Origin of the sequence: Nonomuraea sp. NPDC050556, assembly GCF_044457355.1 — a bacterium.
In the GTDB taxonomy this organism is placed as follows: Bacteria; Actinomycetota; Actinomycetes; order Streptosporangiales; family Streptosporangiaceae; genus Nonomuraea.
Map to the genome: position 1 here is coordinate 1,276,764 of NZ_JBITGU010000001.1, position 22,653 is coordinate 1,299,416.

General features: G+C 69.3%; 21 protein-coding genes. 9 read left to right on the forward strand and 12 right to left on the reverse strand.

Going from position 1 to position 22,653, the window contains the following annotated elements:
• The first annotated feature begins 259 nt into the window (after positions 1-259).
• Both ACIBG8_RS06335 and ACIBG8_RS06340 read left to right on the forward strand, forming a co-directional pair.
• On the forward strand, positions 260-6,499 hold the full coding sequence (locus ACIBG8_RS06335; RefSeq protein WP_397343902.1) for an RHS repeat-associated core domain-containing protein: 6,240 nt from the start codon (positions 260-262) through the stop codon (positions 6,497-6,499).
• 13 nt (positions 6,500-6,512) lie between these two features.
• A complete protein-coding gene (locus tag ACIBG8_RS06340) occupies positions 6,513-6,968 on the forward strand; it encodes an immunity 26/phosphotriesterase HocA family protein (RefSeq protein WP_397341491.1) in 456 nt (151 codons plus the stop codon).
• Between the two features lie 58 nt (positions 6,969-7,026).
• On the opposite strand, the gene ACIBG8_RS06345 is transcribed toward ACIBG8_RS06340, so the two are convergent.
• From ACIBG8_RS06345 to ACIBG8_RS06360, 4 genes are all read right to left on the reverse strand, one after another.
• Positions 7,027-7,263 carry a hypothetical protein gene (locus ACIBG8_RS06345; RefSeq protein ID WP_397341492.1) on the reverse strand — a complete coding sequence of 79 codons (237 nt, stop codon included), beginning with the start codon at positions 7,261-7,263 and terminating at the stop codon, positions 7,027-7,029.
• Between the two features lie 598 nt (positions 7,264-7,861).
• Positions 7,862-8,173, reverse strand: coding sequence for an integration host factor, actinobacterial type (mihF, locus tag ACIBG8_RS06350; RefSeq protein WP_397341493.1), 312 nt, complete (start codon positions 8,171-8,173; stop codon positions 7,862-7,864).
• Between the two features lie 212 nt (positions 8,174-8,385).
• Positions 8,386-9,810, reverse strand: a complete 1,425-nt coding sequence (locus ACIBG8_RS06355) for an alpha/beta fold hydrolase (protein WP_397341494.1) — start codon at positions 9,808-9,810, stop codon at positions 8,386-8,388.
• On the reverse strand, positions 9,807-10,355 hold the full coding sequence (locus ACIBG8_RS06360; protein ID WP_397341495.1) for a carboxymuconolactone decarboxylase family protein: 549 nt from the start codon (positions 10,353-10,355) through the stop codon (positions 9,807-9,809). The genes ACIBG8_RS06355 and ACIBG8_RS06360 overlap by 4 nt, the downstream gene beginning before the upstream one ends.
• Positions 10,356-10,481: 126 nt before the next feature.
• On the opposite strand from ACIBG8_RS06360, the gene ACIBG8_RS06365 reads away from it, so the two are divergent.
• The 3 genes from ACIBG8_RS06365 to ACIBG8_RS06375 all read left to right on the forward strand — a co-directional run bounded on the left by ACIBG8_RS06365 (position 10,482) and on the right by ACIBG8_RS06375 (position 13,895).
• A complete protein-coding gene (locus ACIBG8_RS06365) occupies positions 10,482-13,313 on the forward strand; it encodes a tetratricopeptide repeat protein (protein WP_397341496.1) in 2,832 nt (943 codons plus the stop codon).
• Between the two features lie 208 nt (positions 13,314-13,521).
• Positions 13,522-13,686, forward strand: a complete 165-nt coding sequence (locus ACIBG8_RS06370) for a CsbD family protein (protein ID WP_397341497.1) — start codon at positions 13,522-13,524, stop codon at positions 13,684-13,686.
• Positions 13,687-13,697: 11 nt separating this feature from the next.
• Positions 13,698-13,895, forward strand: a complete 198-nt coding sequence (locus ACIBG8_RS06375) for a hypothetical protein (RefSeq protein ID WP_397341498.1) — start codon at positions 13,698-13,700, stop codon at positions 13,893-13,895.
• A 6-nt stretch (positions 13,896-13,901) separates the two neighbouring features.
• Here ACIBG8_RS06375 and ACIBG8_RS06380 read toward each other — a convergent pair whose 3' ends face one another.
• Genes ACIBG8_RS06380 through ACIBG8_RS06395 form a run of 4 tightly spaced genes read right to left on the reverse strand, consistent with a single transcriptional unit; the run spans position 13,902 to position 16,685 of the window.
• Entirely contained in the window at positions 13,902-15,098 is a 1,197-nt protein-coding gene (locus tag ACIBG8_RS06380) for an RNA polymerase sigma factor (protein ID WP_397341499.1), read from the reverse strand.
• Positions 15,095-15,436: a YciI family protein gene (locus tag ACIBG8_RS06385; RefSeq protein WP_397341500.1), complete on the reverse strand. Its 342-nt coding sequence runs from the start codon at positions 15,434-15,436 to the stop codon at positions 15,095-15,097. Before ACIBG8_RS06385 ends, ACIBG8_RS06380 begins: the two co-directional genes overlap by 4 nt.
• Positions 15,433-15,825, reverse strand: a complete 393-nt coding sequence (locus tag ACIBG8_RS06390) for a VOC family protein (RefSeq protein ID WP_397341501.1) — start codon at positions 15,823-15,825, stop codon at positions 15,433-15,435. Before ACIBG8_RS06390 ends, ACIBG8_RS06385 begins: the two co-directional genes overlap by 4 nt.
• Before the next feature lie 59 nt (positions 15,826-15,884).
• Complete coding sequence (locus ACIBG8_RS06395) at positions 15,885-16,685, reverse strand: DUF4436 family protein (RefSeq protein ID WP_397341502.1); 801 nt, start codon at positions 16,683-16,685, stop codon at positions 15,885-15,887.
• 70 nt (positions 16,686-16,755) lie between these two features.
• Between ACIBG8_RS06395 and ACIBG8_RS06400 the strand changes: the two genes are divergently transcribed.
• Positions 16,756-17,358: a hypothetical protein gene (locus ACIBG8_RS06400; protein ID WP_397341503.1), complete on the forward strand. Its 603-nt coding sequence runs from the start codon at positions 16,756-16,758 to the stop codon at positions 17,356-17,358.
• On the opposite strand, the gene ACIBG8_RS06405 is transcribed toward ACIBG8_RS06400, so the two are convergent.
• Positions 17,333-18,358, reverse strand: coding sequence for a helix-turn-helix domain-containing protein (locus tag ACIBG8_RS06405; RefSeq protein WP_397341504.1), 1,026 nt, complete (start codon positions 18,356-18,358; stop codon positions 17,333-17,335). The two genes, ACIBG8_RS06400 and ACIBG8_RS06405, sit on opposite strands and share 26 nt — an antisense overlap.
• A 96-nt stretch (positions 18,359-18,454) precedes the next feature.
• Here ACIBG8_RS06405 and ACIBG8_RS06410 point away from each other — a divergent pair, with 96 nt between their 5' ends.
• Positions 18,455-19,342 (forward strand): alpha/beta hydrolase, encoded by an 888-nt coding sequence (locus tag ACIBG8_RS06410; RefSeq protein ID WP_397341506.1) that lies wholly within the window; start codon positions 18,455-18,457, stop codon positions 19,340-19,342.
• Here the strand turns inward: ACIBG8_RS06410 and ACIBG8_RS06415 are convergent, their stop codons facing one another.
• Positions 19,343-19,468, reverse strand: a complete 126-nt coding sequence (locus tag ACIBG8_RS06415) for a hypothetical protein (protein ID WP_397341507.1) — start codon at positions 19,466-19,468, stop codon at positions 19,343-19,345.
• A gap of 63 nt (positions 19,469-19,531) precedes the next feature.
• On the opposite strand from ACIBG8_RS06415, the gene ACIBG8_RS06420 reads away from it, so the two are divergent.
• Together ACIBG8_RS06420 and ACIBG8_RS06425 are read left to right on the forward strand one after the other, a co-directional pair.
• Positions 19,532-20,584, forward strand: a complete 1,053-nt coding sequence (locus ACIBG8_RS06420; protein ID WP_397341508.1) for a winged helix DNA-binding domain-containing protein — start codon at positions 19,532-19,534, stop codon at positions 20,582-20,584.
• 1 nt (position 20,585) lies between these two features.
• Positions 20,586-21,005, forward strand: a complete 420-nt coding sequence (locus tag ACIBG8_RS06425; RefSeq protein WP_397341509.1) for an SRPBCC family protein — start codon at positions 20,586-20,588, stop codon at positions 21,003-21,005.
• On the opposite strand, the gene ACIBG8_RS06430 is transcribed toward ACIBG8_RS06425, so the two are convergent.
• Positions 20,994-21,572, reverse strand: a complete 579-nt coding sequence (locus ACIBG8_RS06430) for an FMN reductase (protein ID WP_397341510.1) — start codon at positions 21,570-21,572, stop codon at positions 20,994-20,996. The two genes, ACIBG8_RS06425 and ACIBG8_RS06430, sit on opposite strands and share 12 nt — an antisense overlap.
• The gene (locus ACIBG8_RS06435; RefSeq protein ID WP_397341511.1) at positions 21,569-22,642 is read right to left on the reverse strand and encodes an LLM class flavin-dependent oxidoreductase; all 1,074 of its coding nucleotides are present in this window, start codon (positions 22,640-22,642) and stop codon (positions 21,569-21,571) included. Before ACIBG8_RS06435 ends, ACIBG8_RS06430 begins: the two co-directional genes overlap by 4 nt.
• Between the last annotated feature and the right edge of the window lie 11 nt (positions 22,643-22,653).

The window sequence follows — 22,653 nt, forward strand, 5'->3', positions numbered from 1 at the left end:
GGAGCTGATCATCGAGATCGATCCGCTAGAGGGCCGACACAGACGGGCATTTGTGATGAACGGCACCGAACACACAACACGGCCACAGATGTCACATAGATCATTCTTTAGGTAACAATTGGACATTCTTTACCTTTGACCGCTACTGTCCCGCTGATCGTTTCCCCCTTCGTACGCGAGGCATGTTATGGCTGGTAGGCGTTGGTATCGGCTGAGTCAGAGCTGCAGATCAGCTCTGTTTGCGGGATTGGCGGTGACCATGACCGTCTCGTTGGCCCCCGATATCCCCGCCGCCTACGCCGCGACGGCGGGCAACACCAGACCCGAGGTGCAACAGCAGGAGTCGGTTGAGGGCGATATCGGCGCGGTCAAGCAGGCAGCCAGCCGAGCTGTCGCAAAGGCAGCGGTGAAAACGCCGCCCATTGCCGATCTTCCCAAGGCGGCGGTGGCCACACTGCCAGTGCAGCCTGCGGGCGAGCAGGACAACATGCCGGTGGGCGAGCTGGCTGTGGGCGTCGCAGCTCCCGAGGCTGCAAAGGTGTCGAAGAGCGATACCTCGACCCCGAACCAAGTGCGGGTAGAGGTACTGGATCAGAAGGCGGCGCAGAAGGCCGGCGTCAACGGCGTGCTGCTGCGAGTCTCCCGCGACGACCAGACTCAGCAGAGCGGCCAGGTTCAGGTCAGCCTCGACTACTCCACCTTCGCGCCCGCCTACGGCGGCGACTGGGCTCAGCGGCTGCGGCTCGTGCAGTTGCCCGACTGTCTGGCCGACCCCAAAACCCCCTGCGGGAGTGGGACGTCCTTGCCGTCGCACAACGATGTCGCTGACAAGACACTCAGCGCCTCCGTGACCCTGCCCGCGGCTCCCGACGCTGCGAGCACCAGCGAGTCCGCGCCCGCCGATTCCTCCGCGCCCGCTGCCCGCTCCCTGGCCGCCGCACCCAGCGGTGCCGTCCTGCTGGCCGCGACCGCGGCCCCAGCCGGGTCAACCGGTAACTGGGCGGCCACGCCACTGTCGCCGTCCGCGTCCTGGGACGTGGGCGAGCAGACTGGCGAATTTTCCTGGTCCTACCCCATGACGGCACCGCCGTCGGCGGGCGGCCCAGAGCCCAGCCTGTCGCTGGGCTACTCCTCCAGCAGCACCGACGGCCGAGTGGCCTCCACCAACAACCAGGCCTCCTGGGCCGGTGAAGGCTTCGATCTGGCCTCCGGCTACGTCGAGCGCTCCTACGTGCCGTGCTCGCAAGACACCACCGGTGCCAGCAACGCCACCCACCCCAGCGGCGATCTGTGCTGGCGGAGCGATAACGCCACGCTCGTGTTCGGCGGCGGGGCGGGCGAGCTCGTCCGCGACAAGGTCAGCGGCATCTGGCGCTTCAAGAACGACGACGGCTCGCGCATCGAACGCCTGACCGGAGCCGCCAACGGCGACAATGACGGCGAATACTGGCGGCTGACCACCCAGGACGGCACGCAGTACTACTTCGGTATCAGCAAGCGCTACCCCGCCGACACCGCCCAGACTCAGTCGACCTGGACCGTCCCGGTATTCGGCAACCACGCCAATGAGCCCTGCCAGGCAGCCTCGTTCGCCGCCTCATCCTGCGCCCAGGCCTGGCGGTGGAACCTGGATTACGTCGTGGACCCCGACGGGAACACGATGACCTACTTCTACGCCCCCGAGCACAACCGATACGGCAAGGACAACAACAGCGCCAGCGTCGACTACGTCCGCGGCGGCGTGATGGAGCGCATCGAGTACGGCACCCGCAAGGGCAGCGAACACACCACCCCGGCCCCTGCCCAGGTCGTCTTCACCCCGGCCGAGCGGTGCCTGCCGTCGGGATCGATCACCTGCAAGCCAGAGGAGCTGACGGCCGCCAATGCCGCCTCCTGGCCGGACGTGCCCTTCGACCAGATCTGCGCCAGCACCACCAGCTGCCCCACCAACACCTCCCCGACGTTCTTCACCACCAAGCGGCTGGCCTCAATCACCACCCAAGTCCGCTCCGGTAGCGGCTACAGCGACGTGGACGTCTGGACGCTGACCCACAGCTTTCCCGATCCCGGCGACGGCACCAAGCCGTCGTTGTGGCTGGATTCCTTGCAGCACACGGGCAAGACCGGCAGTGACCTGAGCCTGCCCAAGCTGACCTTCGATGGGGTGCGCCTGACCAACCGCGTCGACATCGCCGATGGACGGCCCGCCCTCAACAAGTGGCGCATCCGGGCCATCACCGCAGAGACCGGCGGGCTGCTGTCGGTCAACTACGCCGACCCCGACTGCCCCACTGGAGCCGCCAAGCCCGCCGAAGACGCCAACACCAAGCGGTGCTTCCCCGTCTTCTGGGACGCCAACAACACTGGCACCCCGGTCAAGGACTGGTTCCACAAATACGTCGTGTCCTCTGTGGTGACCGAGGACCGCACCGCCGGTGGGCTCCAGGAGCCCACCACCTACACCTACCTCGGTGACCCTGCCTGGCACTACGACGCCGAGTCGATGACGCCCGCAGCCGAGCGCACCTGGTCGCAGTGGCGCGGCTACGGCAAGGTCCGCGTCAGCGAAGGCCAGTCCGGCAAGACCCAGACGGTCTCCGACTACACCTTCTTCCGAGGGATGGACGACGACCTCCTGGCGGGCGGTGGCAAACGCGATGTCAAGGTGACCGACTCCGAAGGCGTCGCCATCGACGACAACTGGCGCCTCAACGGGTTCGTCCGCGAACAGGTCTCCTACAACAACGGCGAAATCGCCGAAGGCGAGATCAGCACGCCATGGATCAGCGCGGCCACCGCCGACGACGGGGCCGGCACCACCGCGCACCTGCTGGACACCGCCAAGAGCCGGACCCGCACCGCGCTGGATGGCAATCGCGGCTGGCGACAGACTGAAACATCCCTCACCTACGACCAGTACGGTCTGACCAGCCAGATCAACGAGCTCGGCGATCTGGCCGTCACCGGTGATGAGCAGTGCACTCGCTACAGCTACTCCTCCAACCCCACCACCTGGCTGATCGACTTCAAGAGCCGGGAAGAGGTCGTGGCCAAGGACTGCGGCCAGAGCGTCCAGAAGCCGAATGATCTGATCTCCGATGACCTCACCTTGTATGACGGTGGTCAGATCGGCGCCGCGCCCACCGCGGGCAATGTGACCTCGACGCAGAGCCTGTCGGGCTGGGCCAACGGCGCCCCCACCTACATCACCGACCTGCGCAACCGCTACGACGCTAACGGCCGCGTGATCGAAACCCTCGACGCCGCCGACGGCAAGAGCACCACTGCCTTCACTCCTGCCAGCGGCGGGCCGGTCACCGCGATCACCACCACCAACGCGCTGGGCCATGCCACGACCACCACGCTCGACCCCGCCCGAGGCGTCCTCACCGGAGTCACCGACCCCAATGGCAAGCAGTCGGCGGCTGAATACGACGCGCTGGGCCGCCTGGTTCGCGTCTGGCTGCCCGGCCGCGACAAGGCCACCCAAACTCCCAACCTGCAACATGAGTACCTGATCCGCAACGACGCCCCCTCGGTGGTGACCACCAAGGCGCTCGGCCCGGACGGCACCTACCTGACCAGCACCACGCTGATGGACACCTTGTTCCGGCCCCGGCAGATCCAGTCGCAGGCCGCCGGCGGCGGCCGCGTCGTGATCGACACCTTGTATGACGATCGCGGTCTGAACGCCAAGGAAAGCCAGCCGTACTTCAACGACGACTCCGGCCCGTCCACCACGCTGCTGTCGGTGTCCGACCCGTTGGTGCCCGCCCAGACGGTGACCACCTACGACGGCATGGAGCGCCCGACCGTCGAGGTCTACCGCATCAAGGGCGTGGACAAATGGCGCACCACCACCAGCTACGGCGGTGACCGCGTCAGCGTCGACCCGCCCGCCGGGGCTGTCGCCACCACGGCCATCGTGGACGCCGATGAGCTGACCACCGAGCTGCGCCAATATAAGGGCGACAGTCCCACCGGCGCCTTTGATGCCACCACCTACGGCTACGACGCCTCTGGAAACCGCATTCGGGTCACCGACTCGGTCGGCAACACCTGGCGCTATGGATACGACCTGCGCGGCCGCAAGATCAAGGAGGAAGACCCCGACGCTGGCGCTACCACCTTCACCTACGATGCCCTCGACCAGCAGACCTCGGCCACCGACAGCCGCGGCAAGACCGTTACCACCGCCTACGACGCGCTCGGCCGTCCCGCCGCGCGCTTCGACGGCGACGCCAACGGCACCAAGATCGCCGAATGGGTGTACGACACCCTGGCCAAGGGGCAGCTGACGTCCGCCACTCGCATCGCCGGGACAAAGCAGTACACCTCTGCGGTCACCGGATACAACGACGACTACCAGGAGACCGGCTCCAGCATCACCATCCCCACTGAAGAGGGAGCGCTGGCCGGCACCTACACCTACGGCTCCACCTACAACATCGACGGCAGCCTGGCCACGCTCACCCTGCCAGCCAAGGGCAACCTGCCGGCCGAGACCCTCAAATACGGCTACGACACCACCGGCAACGACCAGACCCTCACCGGGCTGCGCCCGTACGTGCTGGGCTCCGCCTACGCCAAGACCGGCGAGGTTCTCCAGTACAGCCTGGCCCTGTCCGACCAGCACAAAAAGACCTGGGAAACCTTCACCTACGAAGAAGGCACCGCCAGGCTCAAGACCGCCATGCTCACCCGTGAAGGCGTCACCGGTACCGACACCGACCTCGGCTACCGCTACGACGACGCCGGCAACGTCTTGAGCATCGCCGACGCCCCCACCGCGACCGGCACCTCACCGGAAACGCAGTGCTTCGGTTACGACTACCTGCAGCGCCTGACCGAAGCCTGGACGCAGAACGGCACCTGCGCGGCCACCCCCGCCCCGCAGACCATCACCGGACCTGCTCCGTACTGGACCTCCTACACCTACGACCCCACGGGCAACCGCACCAAGGAAGTCCAGCACGACACCAGCGGCGGCACCGCCGACACCACTCGCACCTACAGCTACCCCCAGGCGGGTCAACCGCAGCCGCACGCCCTCAAGCAGGTCACCACGGCCGGGCCGAAGGGCAACCAGACCGACACCTACACCTACGACACCCGGGGCAACACCACTGGCCGCACGATCGGCGCCAAGCAGCAGGGCCTGACCTGGGACGCCGAAGGCAGCCTGGCCACGGTCACCGAAGGCACCGCGACCACGTCGTTCCTTTACGACGCCGACGGTGAACGGCTGATCCGCCGCGAACCCACCGCCACCACCCTGTACCTGCCGTCCGGTATGGAACTGACTCTCGACACCGCCGCCGGCAGCACCGTCAAGGGCACCCGCTACTACAGCCACAACGACGACATCGTCGCCGTCCGCCAGGGTGGCACGGTGCAGTTCCTGATGGACGACCATCAGGGCACCGCCGAAACGGCCGTCAACGGCACCACCTACGCTGCCACCACCCGCCGCACCGCCCCCTTCGGCGCCTCGCGCGGCACCGAACCCGCAACCTGGCCCGGGCAGCGAGGCTTCGTCGGCGGCACCAACGACCCCACCACCGGCCTGACTCACCTGGGAGCTCGCGAGTACGACTCCTCGACCGGGCGTTTCGTCAGCCTCGATCCCATCGTCGACTTCGCCGACCCGCAGCAGATCAACGGTTACGCCTACGCAGGCAACAATCCGGTCACCAGCAGCGACCCCGACGGGCAATACCCCAGTTGCGCGACCTGCAGCGGGGTGGACGGCGCGGTTGTTCGCCCCAAGTCCAAAAAGAGGATCAAGAACAACACCGACAGCAACCCGACCCACTGCCGTACCTGCGGCGTACCCACCCGCAAGAAGATCCTGACCAACCCGCACACCTCCAAAAAGAGACGCGCCCAGATCGCGCGTACCCAGACCAAGATGAAAAAGCAGCGCGGTGAAGCCACGAAGCGGCGAAAGTGGCACGAGCAGCACGACGCGTCCTGCGGAGGCGGCCGCTGCGACGAGCCGGACAAGGGCCGCCGCTCCTGCAGCGCGGGTGGCTACTGCGCCAGCGGACGCGCCAACGACGCTGGGCTGCTCGGCGAAGGCCGCAAAACCATCCCCAAGGGCATCGACTGGGCGAGCAACTTCATCGGGTTCGGAGTTGGCGGCCTGGTCAAGCAGATGGCCAAGAAGGCCATCAAGGAGGGGATCAAGGAGGGCGCAAAGGGCGGCGTGTATGTTCTACGGGACGCCGCTGGCAAGGTCGTCCGGACCGGCCGCACCAAGAACCTCACCCGACGCGAAGCTGAACACGCCCGCGCAAAGAGCACGAAGGACTTCAAGTTCGAGGCTGTTCACAAGACCGACAATTACAAGGAACAGCGCGGTCTCGAGCAGCACATCTGGGAGAAGTACGGTCAGCCGACCCTGCCAGGCGTGCGCAGGACCAGCCCCATCCGTGCAAAAAGCCCGCGGAAACAAGCGTATATGGACGCTGCAAACAAATACCTACAAGGTAAGTAGGAGAACGATTTCTATGTGTGCCAGACGCCGAGAGCTGCCCTACCGTGAAGGCGACATCTTCGCCGTGCCGCTTCGCGATGGCGAGGGATACGCCCTCGGCGTCGTGGCACGCATGGACGGTCGGGGCAAGCTGCTTGGCTACTTTTTCGGCCCTCGCGTGAAGACCCCCCAAGAAGCATCGGTGATATCACCGCTCGCTTCGCAGAACGCCATCTACGTCGCGCTCCTGGGTGACCTCGGCTTCATCGAAAACGAGTGGCCCATCGTCTCTCACATCGAAGCGTGGAAGGCTGATGAATGGCCCATGCCCAAGTTCCGACGTGAAGAAGACCGGGTTGTCTCCTACAACGAGATCACCCTTGAGGAGGAAGGCGAGGAGCGCGCCGATCCCGCCTACTGCGCGCAGCTCCCAGGCGGCGGGCTCGCCGGCTCAGGCTATGTCGAACTCGTCCTCACTCAACTGATATAGCGCACCGAAGTAGCAACCGGCTCTAGCCCGATACGAAGAAAGGATTCTTCGTATCGGGCTAGAGCTCAACCGTCTCTTCACGAGCTTGAGAATCGCTCGCTTCACCGAATCTCAGTACAACCACGGCAGGACGCAGCGGAAACGCCCTCAGACGCGACTCCAAGATCGAGAAAAGGCGACTTGCGTCAGGGCCGTAGGAATAGATCACGACCTCGCCCTCGCCGAACTCGAAGCCGTCCACCTCTCCCGCACCGGACTCGTCGACGATAGCCGACAACTGCTCTTCCAAGTCCATGACTGCATCGTGCACCTTCCCAGGGGGGAGCGGACCACCCCCGAGCTGATACGTCGCAATAACAGCATGTTCCATGTGGCCTTCCCTTCACTAACCCACAAAGGCTCGAGCCAGCCTGCAGGTGTTCCGCCGAAACCCTCAACGAGCATGGCGTCGAGAGACTGAGTGGGCCTTATGTTTGCACGATAAGATGCCCAGCCGGAAATCCTCCGTGACTCGGTGCGCAGCGGAATTCTTGCTCGGCAACCACAACGAGCTGGGACTGCCGTATCTGCGGATGTGCAGCCCACCTGACGCGGACGGAAACTCGATCTTCGGTCACACAACACGCCGAGGTGCACAAGCTACCCGAAGATCAGCAGCGTACTGCGTGGGGCTGTTTTCAGCGGCGGAGGGCCATCCGGCCGGTTTGGAGGGCTACGACTCTGTACCGAAGGACGCGCAACAGCGTTGCTGTTGACGCGTTGACCTGATCTTGCCTGTAGCGCGCTCCCCACTGCGGCGGGAATGGCCCCAACCCGCCGTGGAGCGTCGCCGACGGCCGAGCATGGGCGTTATCGGTGTGGAGGAGGGGCCACGCCCGGCTGGGCTCCGACGATCAACCAGCCAGCGCCCACAGTAAACGCTCCCGCTGCTGCTTGGTCAGCCCGCCGACCCGGCGCTTCTCAGTCACCCCCGACACCGCCATCAACGCCGCCACCCTCGCTGGCCCATAGCCGGGAACCGCGCGAAGGACCTGCACCACCCGCGTCTTCTTCACCAACTCATCACCCCTACGGCCGAACACCTCGGCCACGCTGATCGTCCCCGACTTCACCTCGGCCAACAGCGCGCTACGTGCCGTGCGCGCTTCGGCCGCCCTCTCCAATGCCCTCGCCCGCTGTTGCGGCGTCATGGTCGGTGCTGCCATCAGATCTGTCCTCCCACCCTGTAGATCGGCTGCTCGAACCCTTGCGTCACACACGCCGTCGCAGGTCAACAGACATCATCCCGCAGAACGTCAAATTATGTGACAGTAACCCCGGTTCATCGTTCCACTAATACCGGGACGCCCGGCTGTGCGGGTGACGGGCATGGGTGCTCCGAGACCGGGCCCGCGCGGACGCGCGGGCCCGTGGTGGGTTAGTACGCGGTGGTGAAGCGCTGGCCGACGAAGGAGCTGTTCTCCAGGGCGTCGACGATGGCCGCCGCGTAGTCGCCGGTGGTGATGCGGGACTGGCCGTCGGCGTCGAGGATCGGGGTGTCGCGCGCCTCGGCGCGGTAGGTGCCGCTCTTGTCGCCGGGCACCAGGTGGACGGGGGGCGGGCTGACGTAGGACCAGCGGACCGTGGTCTCGGCCGCGCGGAAGATCTCCAGCGCCTCGCCCTGGTCGCGGGCGGTCTCCAGGTACATGGCGGGGAAGTTCGGCGAGTCGACGAAGCGCTGCCCGCTGGGGTCCCGCAGGCTGCCGCCGCCGCCGAGGAAGATCAGCCGGTCCACGTCCGCGTTCGGCAGGGCGTCCAGGAGGGCTCCGGCGCCGCGGGGGACCAGGCGGTCTGGGCCCTTGACGGCGGCGACCACGGCGTCGTGCCCGGCGACGGCGTCCTTGATCGAGGCGGGGTCGGTGACGTCCACGTGGCCGCGGTCCAGCGGGGTGACGTGGTGGCCGCGGGCGGCGGCCTCGTGGGCCACAGCGCTGCCGAGGTTGCCGGAGGCGCCGATGATGGCGATCTTCATGGGGGTGGGTCCTTTCAGGAAACGGTCGATGAGCGGGGCGATGGCGGGAAGCCGGTCCTCCAGCGCGAAGTGGCCGGTGTCGAGCACGTGCACCTCGGCGCCGGGCAGGTCGCGCAGGTAGGCGTGGGCGCCCGCCTCGGGGAAGAAGGCGTCGTTGCGTCCCCACAGGACGAGGGCGCGCGGCCGGTGGGTGCGCATCCACTCCTGCCAGGCCGGGTACAGCGCCACGTTGGCGCCGTAGTCGAGGGCCAGCTCCATCTGGGCCTGCTTGCGGCCGGGCAGGTCGAGGAAGTGCTGGTCGAGCACCCACCCGTCGGGCGCGACCAGTGAGGGGTCGGTGGTGCCGCCCTCGTACTGGCCGCGGGTCACCGGCAGCGAGAACAGCTCGTCGGTCGGCGCGGGGATGAGCTGCCTGGCCATCTCCGACAGGCCCTCGTCGTAGGCGTTGGCGTTCTGCGCGATCAGCCCGGCGATCCACTCCGGGTGCCTGGTGGCCAGCCGGAACCCGACCGGGCCGCCGTAGTCGAAGGCGTAGAGCACGAACCGCTTGAGCCCGAGGGTCTGGACGAACCCTTCCATGACGTCGGCCAGCCGGTCGAAGGAGTAGGTGAAGCCCTCGGGGGCCTCGGTGTGCCCGGAGCCCGGGTAGTCGGGGGCGATCAGCCGGTGGTGGCCGCCGAGCGCGTCCATCAGCCGCCGGTACTGGTGCGAGGACGACGGGAAGCCGTGCAGCAGCAGCACCGGCTGCGCGTCGGCGGGCCCGGTCTCCCGGTAGAAGACCCGCACGCCGTCGACCTCGACGAACCCGTGCTTGATCTGGGGGATGTTCATGACTCTCCTTGGTGCGAGACGAGCGGCCAGTCCAGGGCGGGCCGGGCGGTCTTGGTGAAGTAGTTGGTGAAGACGTTCAGCGCCACGTGCGCCACGACCTCGGCGATCTCGCCGTCGGACAGCCCCGCCAGGCGCGCGGCGGCCAGCTCGGCGTCCTCGACGTCGCCGCGCCCGCGTACCAGCGCGACGGCCAGGGTCAGGGCGGCCTGCGCCTTGGCGTCGGCCGCGCTGCCGCGGCGCGCGGCTTCGGCTTCCTGAGCCGACAGCCCGGCCAGGTGGATGCCGACGAAGGTGTGGGCGGCCAGGCAGTAGTCGCACCCGTTCTCCTGGGCCACCACCAGCGCCAGCCGTTCACGCACGGCAGCGGGCAGCGAACCGGAGGACAGGGCGCCGGTGAACTCCAGGTAGGCCGACAGGACGGCGGGACTGTTGGCCATCGCCTTGGTCATGTTCGGCGTGACGCCGAGGACCTTCTGCGCCTTGGCCAGCAGTTCGGCGGCGGCCCCCGTGGCGGTCTCCGGCTCGATCACAGGAAGTCGGGACATGGTGTGACCTCGGCTTTCTTATCGGCGTTCAGGGGCTGAGGTCATCATGCGAGGGGGTGTTGATAGATTCCCGATGCCTTTTCCATCGGACTCCAACCGGGACCGATAGACCTCCGGGAGGACACGATGGGTGCACGGTTCACGCTGCTGGGACCGGTGGAGGTGCGCGGCGAGGGCGGGCAGGTGCCCAGGTGGGAGCCGCGGCACCGGGCGCTGCTGGCCTACCTGCTGCTGCACGCCGGGACCGTGATCAGCACCGACCGGCTGATCGGCGCCCTCTGGGGGACCACCCCGCCGGACACGGCCAGGTCGCAGGTCCACACGCTGGTCGCGGCGGTCCGGCGGGTGCTGCGCGAGGCCGGGGCCGAGCAGGTGCTGCAGTCGCGCACCGACGGCTACGTCATCTTCGTCGAGCCCGGCCAGCTCGACCTGGAGGAGTTCACCGAGTTGGCCGCCGGAGACCGGTTCCGGCAGGCGTTGTCCCTGTTCCAGGGCGAGCCGCTGGCCGGGATCCGGGCCGACTACGTGCAGGAGGCGCGGGCGCGGCTGGAGGAGCGGCGGCTGCGGGTGATCGAACGCCTGGCCGAGGCCGAGCTGTCGCTGGGCCGCCACGCCCAGCTCGCCGACGAGCTGGCCCAGCACGTCGCGGCGCACCCGCTGCGCGAGAAGCTGGTCGGCCAGCTCATGCTCGCCCTGCACCGGTCGGGCCGCCAGGCCGAGGCCCTGGCGGCGGCCAGGAGTTTCCGCGCCGCGCTGGTCGAACAGCAGGGGCTCGACCCGAGCCGCGCCTTCGCCGCCATCGAGCAGGCCGTGCTGCGCGACTCAGCCGAGCCCGCACCACCATCACCATCACCATCGCGGCGGGTCTCCTACCTGCCCTACGACCTCGCCGACTTCACCGGCCGGGCGGCCGAGATCGACATGCTCCTCACCTCGTGGTCACCCGGCCAGCGGGTGGTGACGATCACCGCGATCGACGGCATGGCGGGCATCGGCAAGACCAGCCTCGCCGTACACGCCGCGCACCGGCTGGCCGAGAGCTTCCCCGACGGGCAGCTCTTCGTCGACCTGCACGCCCACACCACCGGCCAGAGCCCGATCGAGCCGGGCGCCGCGCTGGAGATCCTGCTGCGCCAGCTCGGCGTCCCGGCGGAACGCCTGCCCGCCCCGCTGGCCGACAGGTCCGCGCTGTGGCGGGCCGAGCTGGCCGACCGGCGCGCGCTGATCGTGCTCGACAACGCCCTGGACGCCGACCAGGTGCGGCCCCTGCTCCCCGGCGCCTCCCACAGCCTCGTCCTGATCACCGGGCGGCGCAGGCTGGTCGACCTGGACGGCGCGCAGACGCTGTCGCTGGAGGTGCTGACCGGCGCCGACGCCCTGGAGCTGTTCACCACGATCGTCGGCGAGCGGGCGCTCGCCGAGCCGCTGGCCGCGCTGGACGTGGTGCAGCTGTGCGGGTTCCTGCCGCTGGCCGTACGGATCGCGGCCGCTCGGCTGCGGCACCGGCCCCGCTGGAACGTGACACACCTGGCCGACCGGCTGCGCGACCAGCGCAAGAGACTGAGCGAGCTGTCGACCGCCGAGCGCGGGGTCGCGGCCGCCTTCACCCTGTCCTACCAGCACCTCGGCGAGGACCAGCAGCGCATGTTCCGCCTCCTGGGCCTGCACCCCGGGATCGACGTCGACCCGCACGCGGCGGCCGCCCTGGCCGGGCTGCCCGTGGACACGGCGGAGGCGCTGCTGGAGGACCTGCTGGACACGCACATGCTGCTCCAGCACGAACCCGGCCGCTACACCCTGCACGACCTGCTGCGCCAGCACGCCCGCGCCACCGCCGCCGACGAGGAGAGCACCGAGGAGCGGGACGCGGCGCTGACCCTGCTGCTGGACCACTACCTGCACACCGCGGCAGCCGCGATGGACCTGCTCTACCCCGACGGCCGCGAGCTGCGGCCCCGCCTGCCAGAACCTGACGAGCCGCCGTTCACCGACCGGGCGGAGGCCGAGGCGTGGCTGGCCACGGAACGCGACAACCTGGTACGCGCGGCGAGCTCGGGCCTTCCCGCGCACGCCGTGCAGCTGTCGCCGACCCTTCACCGCTACCTGGCCGAGCACACCCACCACACCGACGCCCGCACCCTCCACGACGCGGCGCTGCGGGCCGCGCGCAAGCTGGGCGACGCCGTGGGCGAGGGCCGCGCGCTGGTCAACCTCGGCGCGACCTACTGGCATGTGGGCGAGTACGGCCAGGCCGAGGCGAGCTTCGTGCGGGCGATGGAGCTGCACCGCGCCACCGGCGACCACATGAGCGAGGCGCGGGCGCTCAACGACCTGGGCGGCATCCACTTCACCAGGCACGACTACGACCAGGCGCACTCCTACTACTCCCGGTTCCTGGAGCTGTGCCGCAGGCACGGCGTCCGCACGGGCGAGGCGGTGGGGCTGGGGAACCTCGCCAACGTGGCCGACCGGCGGGGCGAGCACGCCCAGGCGGGTGAGTACTACCGGCAGGTGCTGGATCTGGCCAGGGAGAGCGGCAACCGGGGGGTGGAGTCCAAGGCGCTGGAGGGCCTCGGGCTGGTGCATCAGCGGCTGGGCGACTACGCGCGGGCCCGCGACTATTACGGCCAGATGCTGGAGCTCTCCCGCGAGCTGGGCAACCGGCTCCACCAGTCGGACGCCTACAGGGGGCTGGGAGAGGCGGCCAGGGGGCTGGGGGAGCAGGAGCGGGCGGTGAGCGAGTACGCCACGGCGCTTTCCATCGCCGACGAGGCCGACAACCGGCCCAGGCAGGCGTGGGCGCATACCGGGCTGGCGCGCGCCCACCGGGATCTGGGGAACGAGGACCTGGCGCGGGTGCATGCCGTACAGGCTCTGGACCTGTTCACCGGGCTGGGGTTGCCGGAGGCGGACGAGGTCCGCGGACTGGTGGAGGAGCTCGCGCTCAGGCCGGCCTGATCCAGCCGGTGAGGTGGAGGAGGCGAGGGCACCCGCGGATACCGGCGTTTCACGCAACGCTCATCACCGGTTTCCTCACCTCGTCTCAGGGCAGTGAGGGGCTCAGGCGCCTTGTGGCTGGCTCCGGTCCCCCGACCGGTTGGTCTGGCCATCCACGAGGCGCCGCAAGCCGGTTCACACACCGGCGAAGGGAATGATCATGAGCCTCATGAAGAAGATCAGCGCCAACCTCCAGATCGTCAAGGGCCGCGTCATGCGGCGCTTCGGCCGCGCCACCGGAAACGGGCGCACCGAGGCCAGGGGCGGGGTCGACCAGGTCGCGGGCCACGTGAAACTGACCGGCGAGAAGGCCAAGGACGCCTTCAAGAACTGAGAAGAGGACCGATGCGTATCGGATCGTTAGTGCTCATCGTCTGGCTGATCATCGGTGCCGTCGCCGCCGGTCAGCGCGGCTATTACACCGGTACGGTCGAGGACTGCAACAAGGTCGCCACCATCGCGGTGACGATCGTGGCCGGCGCGCTCAACTACGTCGGGATGAACCCGAAGATCGACTGCCAGACCCCGAAGCCGAGCAAGTAGCGGCGGTCAGCCCCAGTGCAGCCGCTCCTCCAGCAGCGCCTGCTGCGCCGGGTTCGCGGTCAGCTCCAGGGCGCGCAGGTCGCACTCGCGGGCCTGGTCCGGGTCGCCCAGGGCGCGCAGGAGCTCGGCGCGGGTGGCGTGGTAGAGCGGGTAACGATCCAGCGCGCCGCCCAGCGCCTTGAGCTCGGCCAGGGCGACCTCGGGCCCCTGGGCGTAACGGACGGCGGTCACCCGGTGGAGCCTGGTGACCGGTGAAGGCGCCAGATAGAGCAACATGTCGTACAACATCACGATCTGCGGCCAGTCGGTATCCTGCCAGCTCCCCGCTTCGGCATGACAGGCGACGATGGCGGCCTGCACCTGGTACGGCCCGGGCCGATGGTGGGTACGGGCGGCACGCACCAGCAGCGCGGTGGCCTCCTCGATCGCCTCGCGGTCCCACAGGGAGCGGTCCTGGTCGGGCAGCAGGACCAGCCGCTCACCAGGACCGAAGCGGGCGGCGCTGCGGGCCCGGTGCAGGCGGACGAGGGCCAGCAGCCCGGCCGCCTCCGGCTCGTTGGGGGCCAGGTTCACCAGCAGCGCGGCCAGGAACTCCGCGTCGTCGACCAGGTCGGCGGCCTGGGCCCGCTCCGCCGTACTCGACAGGTAGCCCTCGTTGAACAGCAGGTAGACCACCGCCAGGACCTCGTTGAGGCGCGCGGGCAGCTCCTCTGCGGCAGGCACCCGGTACGGGATCCCGGCTTCGGCGATCTTGCGTTTGGCGCGGGTGAGGCGCTGCGCGACGGTGGTCTCCGGCACCAGGAAGGCGGCCGCGATCTGCGCGGTGCTGAGCCCGCAGACCACCCGCAGCGTCAGCGCGATCTGCGCCTCCTTCGACAGCGCCGGGTGGCAGCAGGTGAAGATCAGCCGGAGCCTGTCGTCGGGCTCGGCCGGTGGCGGGGCCTGGAGCTGGGCGAGCTTGGCGCGGTAGTTGGACTCCCTGCGCAGCACGTCCAGGCCGCGCCGCCGGGCGACGGTGAACAGCCACCCGTCCGGCCGGTCCGGGACGCCCTCGACCGGCCAGCGCCTGAGCGCGGTCTCGACGGCGTCCTGCACCAGGTCCTCTGCGGCGGAGAAGTCGCCGAGCAGCGAGACCAGGGAGGCGGCGAGCCGGCCCGCGTGCTCACGCACCACGCGGGCCAGCACCTCCTGTTCGCTACTCACGAAGCTGGACGGATCTCCACGATCGGGCACGCGGGCCAGGATCTGGCGATCTTCAGCGCCTCGTCCAGGTCGGCCACCTCGATCTCGGCGAAGCCGCTGACCACCTCCTTGCCCTCCACGAACGGCCCGTCGGTGACGACGGGCTCGGCCTCCTTCTGCAGTCGCATGGTGGTGGCGGTGTGCACGGGCGCCAGATGCACGTGGTGGGTGATCTTGTCGGCGTTGTCGGCGAACCAGCGGCCCACCGCCTCGAAGGCGGCGTCGCGCTCCAGCGCGCCCATCGCCTCCAGCTCCTTGGCGAACTGCTCGGTCTCGACGAACATCAGCACGTACTTCATGCGGACACCTCCAGCGTCGCGTACAGGTCGATGCCGTTGCCGTCCGGGTCGAGCACCGTCGCGTAACGCATACCCCAGAAAGCGTCGAACGGCTCAGCCATCCCGCGATGACCTGCCTCGACGAGCTCGGCGTACTTCGCGTCGACCGCCGCCGGGTCGGGGAACTCGAAGCACAGCATGTTTCCCGGGCCGCCGGCCGGTTGGGTCCAGCCGGGAAGGAACGGCGTGCGGAAGGACACGGTGTCCAGCATGACGTGCAGCCCGTTGGGCAGGTCGCACCCGGCGTGCTCCTTGGAGTACTCGTCGATCTTGAAGTCGAGCCCCAGGAGGGCGTAGAAGGCCATCGAGGCCTCCAGGTCGGATACGACGATGTCGATGGTGTTGAGCATGGTTGTCTCCCTTGTTCACCAGGAAGACGATCGGCCGACCGCTCGATACGACACTCCGGTCATTCCTCTGGCGGATGTTCGACCCAGACCCCGTAGACGACCACGGCGGCCAGGCACCCGGCGATGATCAGCTCGACCCAGAAGAACGCCGCGTAGTCCAGGATCGAGCCGATCGGCGGCGCCCCGGGGGCGGCGCTCCTGAACCCGGCCAGGGCGAACAGCGAGGCCGCCATCCACCCCATGGCGGGCCAGACCAGGCCGCGGCTCTGCCGTACGATCACGAAGGACGCGCCGATGACGCCCAGTGCGAGCGCCCACATGACGACCATCATCAGCCAGGCGAACAGGCGGGTGCCGCGCGAGCGGGCCAGGTCGAGCTCCGCGGCCGTCGTGCCGTACCTGTTGTCGGCGCGGGCCATCGTGGCGTGGAAGAAGGCGTCGCCGTCCCACAGCGTCAGCGAGAGCGGGACGTCGGCGGCGAAGCCGATCCGCGTGGTGTAGCGGTCGAACGGGTAGTCGGTGACCATGCCCTCCAGGTCGACCAGCAGGTCGGCGGCGGCCACCCGGTCGCCGGCCGGGATGCGCATGGTGCCGTGCACGAAGGAGGAGGTGTCCACGGCGATCTCCCTGTCGGCCAGGGCGCCCTTGGCCTCGGCGACCACGTGAAGGATCAGCTCGCGGCTGTCGGCGTTGACCTTCTTGATGGTGGCGTCCAGGTCGACGCGGTCGGGTTCCCGGTCGGCGCCGGTGACGTAGGCGCTCTCTCGGGTGCCGCGCTCGTTGAGGTAGAGCCCCACCCCGGCTGCCGTGACGAGCAGCGCGGCCGCCAGCACCGCGACCCGGCTGATGATCCTTCGCACCAGCCCATTTGTAGCGCCTGCCGTACGAGACCCTGGGTCAGCGCGCCGCAGCATGGCAGAGTGGATCTCCATGATCTACTGGATCGGCGGCGGCAGCGGCGCGGGAAAGTCGACCGTCGCGCGCCGCCTGGCAGCCGAGTACGGCTGGGCGGTCTATCACACCGACGATGTCATGCCGGAGCACGCCCGCAGATCCACCCCGCGAGAAGCGCCCTACCTGCACGCGTTCATGGCCATGACCATGGACGAGCGCTGGGTGGACCGCTCGCCGGAAACGATGCTGGAGACCTTCCACTGGTTCCGCGGCGAGGCGTTCGATCTCATCCTTGACGACCTGCGGAAGCTTCCGGGTGACCGGCCCGTGGTGGCCGAGGGGTTCCGGTTGTTGCCGCACCTTGTCGGGCCTGAGCGGGCGGTCTGGCTGCTGCCGACCCCGGCCTTCCGCAGGCAGGCGCTGGAGAGCCGCGGGTCGCTGTGGTCGATCGCCGGAAGGACCAGCAATCCGGAACGGGCCCTGGCGAACCTGCTCGAACGCGACCGCCTGTTCACCGACCGCCTCAGGCAGGAGACCGCGCGAAGGGGGCTGCCGGTCGTCGAGATCGAGGTCGGGATGAGCCAGGACGAGGTGGCCGAGCGGGCCGTGGCGGCTATGCGGCCAGCCGCCAGGCCATGAGCGCCAGCCGGGCACGCAGCGCCCCGCCCGGGTCGGCGAGTTCGAAGCCCAGCAGCGCCCCGATCTGTTCCAGCCGCCGCGCGACGCTGCTGTGGTGCAGGTGCAGCAGGTCGGCCGCGCGGCGCTGCGAACCGGCCGCGCAGTAGGCGTCCAGGGTGTCCAGGTCCGCCGCCGCCAGCCGTCCGATGGCCGCCACGTCGGGGTTGTCGCGCAACGCCGTGCCCGGCAGGTCGGCCAGCAGGGCCAGTGCGCCCAGGCGGGCGTGTTCGACGACGGGCTCGCGCGGCCCGGCGAAGCGCAACGCCACGCAGGCCTGACGCCACGACTGCGCCGGGTTGCCCGCCGCGCCGATCCCCGCCAGCACGCCTTCCGGGAAGGCGTCGAGGGCGACGGTCGTGGCCAGGATGACCCCGGTGCCGGTCAGGGGCGCGGCCTTGACCGGGCGGTTGCCGCAGATCAGCCGCCCGACCTGGTCGAGCGGCTGTTCGGTGCGCACCGCGACCACCCGGACGGGCAGCCCGGGGGCGAAGCCCAGCAGCCGCAGCGCCCGCGCCCTGGCCGCCTCGTCGGTGCCGCCGCTGACCACGAGTTCGACCAGTGCGGGGTCGGCCATGGTGGTGGAGGCCGGGCCGTACCGCTCGACTGCGGTGGTGACGGCGATGGCGAGCCGGTCCAGCAACACCGCGTCGTACGGCCCGGCCAGGCGCGGCCGCTCCAGCCACACCATGCCGATCTTCTCCTCGTCCAGCAGGATCGGCGCGCTGGCCGACGGGACCGGGTCGCCGAGGGTGAGCTCGCGGCCGTCCGGACGCATGCGTACGGAGTGACCGGTGCTGAACAGCTTGATCCCCACCACGCATTCGGCGAACCCGGCCGAGGCACGCGCCAGCGCGGGCAGCCCGACCCGGCGCCGCATCAGCGTGTCGTAGAACATCACGACCCGCATCGCGCCGCCCGCCTCGTCGTCGAGCTGCGACAGCCGTACCACCCAAGCCTCCATGAAAGGGAGGATATGCGCCAACTGTCGCGCCACGCGCGGGTAATGACAGGCGTATGGCGGATGATCCGGCAAGCCGGAATCATGAGGATGGTGGTCATGGATCCAGAACTCGAACCGTTCGTCCCGCTCGTTCCCCGGTCCGACCTGAGCGACCCGGCGACCGAGCGCAAGAACCTCGCCGCGCTCGTCGCCTCCTTCCCCGTCCAGCACTCCGACAGCCTGGAGGTCCAGGACGTGCGGGTGGACGACGTCCCGGTGCGCCTGTACCGGCCGCCTGCGGCACAGGGCGCGGTGGTGTGGCTGCACGGCGGCGGCTTCGTCACCGGCGACCTCGACACCGAGCACCCGTGGGCGAGCCGCCTGGCCGAGGCGTCCGGCGCGCTGGTCGCCTCGGTCGGCTACCGGCTCGCTCCCGAGCACCCCTATCCGGCCGCGCTCGACGACGCCTACGCCGTCCTCGCCTGGCTGTCGGAGAACGCCGGGGAGCTCGGCGTCGACCCGGCGCGCATCGCGGTGGGCGGCACCAGTGCCGGTGGCAACCTGGCCGCCGCGCTGGCGCTGGTCGCCCGCGACGAGCGGGGGCCGCGCATCTGCTTCCAGGCGCTGTTCCAGCCCGAGCTCGACGACCGGCAGGTGACGGTGTCGCAGCGGACGTTCACCGACACGCCGCGCATGGACCGCGAGGTCATCGCGCAGTCGTGGCGGCACTACCTCGGCGGCACGCCCGCCACGCCGTACGCCGCGCCCGGCAGGGCGGAGGATCTGGTGGGGTTGCCACCGGCTTATGTGTCGACGGCGGAGTTCGACCCGGTGCGCGACGAGGGCATCGAGTACGCCCTGCGCCTGCTGCAGGCCGGGGTGGCGGTGGAGCTGCACCAGTGGCCGGGCACCTTCCACGGCTCGCAGGCGATCGCCTCGGCCGACGTGTCCCAGCGGCAGGCAGCAGAACTCGCCGCCGCGCTGCGCCGGGCCCTGTCAGACTGACTAGCGGTGCAGCCAGCGTTGCGGCTCGTCCCTGAGCTGGCGGCGCACGAACGCGACGAGCAACGCTGCCATCCCACCGGCGATCAGCATGCCGATGGTCAGCAACACGACAAACCAGATGTCCATACATATACAACGCGAAAACCGACCCAAGCGGACGTCTGGGGACGGCAAAGCTAAGGTGGTGCGGTGATCAGCCAGAGGGCGCTCAACCGCGCGACGCTCGCCCGCCAGCTCCTGCTCACCCGCCACGCCATGCCCGCCCTGCAGGTGGTGGAGCACCTGGTCGGCCTGCAGGCCCAGGCGCCGTTCCCGCCGTACTTCGGCCTGTGGTGCAGGCTGGACGGCTTCCGCCCGCAGGAGCTGGCCGAGCTGCTGGTGGAGCGGCAGGTGGTCAGGATCGTGCTCATGCGCGGCACCGTCCACCTGGTCAGCGCGGCCGACTGCCTGTGGTTGCGCCCGCTGACCCAGCCGCTGCTCGAGCGCTACCTCAACCAGGCGTACGGCAAGCGGCTGGGCGAGCTCGACGTCGAAGCGGTCGTCAAGGCGGGCCGCGAGCTCCTGGAGAAAGCCCCGCTGACGGCCGCCGCGCTGGGCGCGGGGCTGGCGGAACGGTTCCCCGGCGTGAAGCAGGATGCGCTGGCGCAGGTGATGCGGAGCCTGGTGGGCATGGTGCAGGTGCCGCCCCGCGCGGTGTGGGGCAAGGCGGGGCAGACCGCCTACGCCACCGCCGAGTCGTGGCTGGGGCGCGAGCTGCACCCGGAGCCCGCGCTGGAGCAGCTGGTGGCGCGGTACCTGGCCGCGTTCGGCCCGGCCACCGTGGCCGACATGCAGGCCTGGTCGGGGCTGACCGGCCTGCGCGCCGTGGTTGGCAGGATGGACCTGCTCCGGCTCGACGGCGAGCTGTACGACCTGCCGCAAGCGCCGCGCCCCGGCGAGGACGCGCCCGCGCCGGTCAGGCTGCTCGCGCCGTTCGACAACCTGCTGCTCAGCCACGCCGACCGCACCAGGGTCATCTCCGACGAGCACCGCAAGCGGGTCGTCACCATCAACGGGCAGGTGCACGGCACGATCCTGGTGGACGGTTTCGTGCACGGCATCTGGAAGCGTGACAAGGCGACGCTGACGCTTGAGCCGTTCGCGCCGCTGACGTCCGCCCAGCGCGAAGAGGTGGGCGCGGAAGCCGTGGCGCTGATGGAATTCGCCGAGCCGGGAAAGAGCCACGACATCAGGGGGATCTAGCGTGTCGATCGTCTACGCGGGCGCCGCCGTCGAGTCGCGGGCCGCGCCGGAGCGGGTCTTCGAGGTGCTCACCGACTGGCCGCGCCACCAGGAGTGGATGTTCCTGACCAGGGCCGAGCTGGTGGACGGCGAGATCGCCGCGTTCTCCGGGATCGGGACGCTCGGCTTCCTCGACACGATGCGCATCACCCGATGGGACCCGCCGCACGCGCTGTGGGTGGAGCACACCGGCAGGGTCGTGCGCGGCAGGGGCGCCATCAGGGTCCGGCCGCTGGCCGGGGGCGGCAGCCGCGTCATCTGGGCCGAGGAGGTCGAGGTGCCGTTCGCCGCCCTGCTGTGGCCGCTGCTGCAGCCGATCGTGACCGGCCTGGCCAGGCGCTCCCTGCGCAAGCTGACCAGGCTGGCGGGCTCAGGGCCGTAGGGCGGCCAGCTGCTCGGCGAACGGGATCACCTCGTCCTCCACCTTGGGTACGGCGGGCCGCGCCGTGAGCTGGTCGGCCAGCTCCTCGGCCGCCCTGGCGATGCGCTGCGCGAGCCCCTCGTGCCCGAAGTCCTCAGAGGCGGCGAACACCGAGGTCGGCAGGACCAGCGCGCGCAGGTAGACGAACATCGGGCGCAGCGCGTGCTCCAGCGCCAGGGAGTGCCTGGCCGTGCCGCCGGTCGCGGCGATCACGACCGGCTTGCCGTTCAGCGCCTGGTTGTCCAGGACGTCGAAGAACGACTTGAACAGCCCGCTGTAGGAGGCGGTGAAGATGGGCGTGACCGCGATGAGCGCGTCGGCCCCCTCGACGGCCTCCAGCACCTCGCGCAGGCGGGCGCTGGGGAAGCCGACGACCATGTGGTTGGCGATGTCCACGGCCAGCTCGCGCAGCTCGACCACGCGCACGTCGACCTCCACCCTGTCCTGTACGGCCTGCGCCAGCCGGTCGGCGAGCAGGCGCGTGGAGGACGGCTGGCTGAGCCCGGCCGTGACGACGACGAGCCTCATCGGGCACTCCCTTCAGGAATACGGTGGGTGGGTCCGTCCGGCACACTGGCCGGGCGGCCCTTGGCGAACTCCTCGCGCAGCACCGGCACGATCTGTTCACCCAGGATGTCGAGCTGCTCCAGAACGGTCTTGAGCGGCAGGCCCCCGCCGTCCACGATAAACAGCTGGCGCTGGTAGTCGCCGAAGGACTCGCGGAAGCTCAGTGTGCGCTCGATCACCTGGTCGGCGCTGCCGACGATGAGCGGGGTCTCCTCCATGTACTGCTCCAGGGAGGGGCCGTGGCCCATGACGGGGTGCTTGTCGAAGTAGGGGCGGAACTCGCGGACGGCGTCCTGGGAGTTCTTGCGGACGAACGCCTGGCCGCCGAGCCCGACGATGGCCTGCTCGGGGGTGCCGTGCCCGTAGTGGGCGTAGCGCTGCCGGTAGAGGTTGATGAGCTGCTGGAAGTGCTCTTTGGGCCAGAAGATGTTGTTGGCGAAGAACCCGTCGCCGTAGAAGGCGGCCTGCTCGGCGATCTCCGGCGACCGGATGGATCCGTGCCAGACGAACGGCGGCACGCCGTCCAGCGGGCGCGGGGTGGAGGTGAAGCTCTGCAACGGGGTGCGGTAACGCCCCTGCCAGTCCACGACGTCCTCGCGCCAGAGGCGGTGCAACAGGGCGTAGTTCTCGATGGCGAGGGGGATGCCGTCGCGGATGTCCTTGCCGAACCACGGGTACACCGGCCCGGTGTTGCCACGGCCCATCATCAGGTCGACCCGGCCGTCGGCCAGGTGCTGCAACATGGCGTAGTCCTCGGCGATCTTCACCGGGTCGTTGGTGGTGATCAACGTGGTGGACGTCGACAGGATCAGGCGTTCGGTCCTGGCGGCGATGTAGCCGAGCAAGGTGGTGGGGGAGGAGGGCACAAAGGGTGGGTTGTGGTGCTCGCCGGTCGCGAAGACGTCCAGGCCGACTTCTTCCGCCTTGAGCGCGATGGCGGTCATGGCCTTGATGCGCTCGTGCTCCGACGGCGTCCTGCCGCTCACCGGGTCCGTGGTGACATCACCCACGGTGAAGATTCCAAACTGCATGACGGTCACAC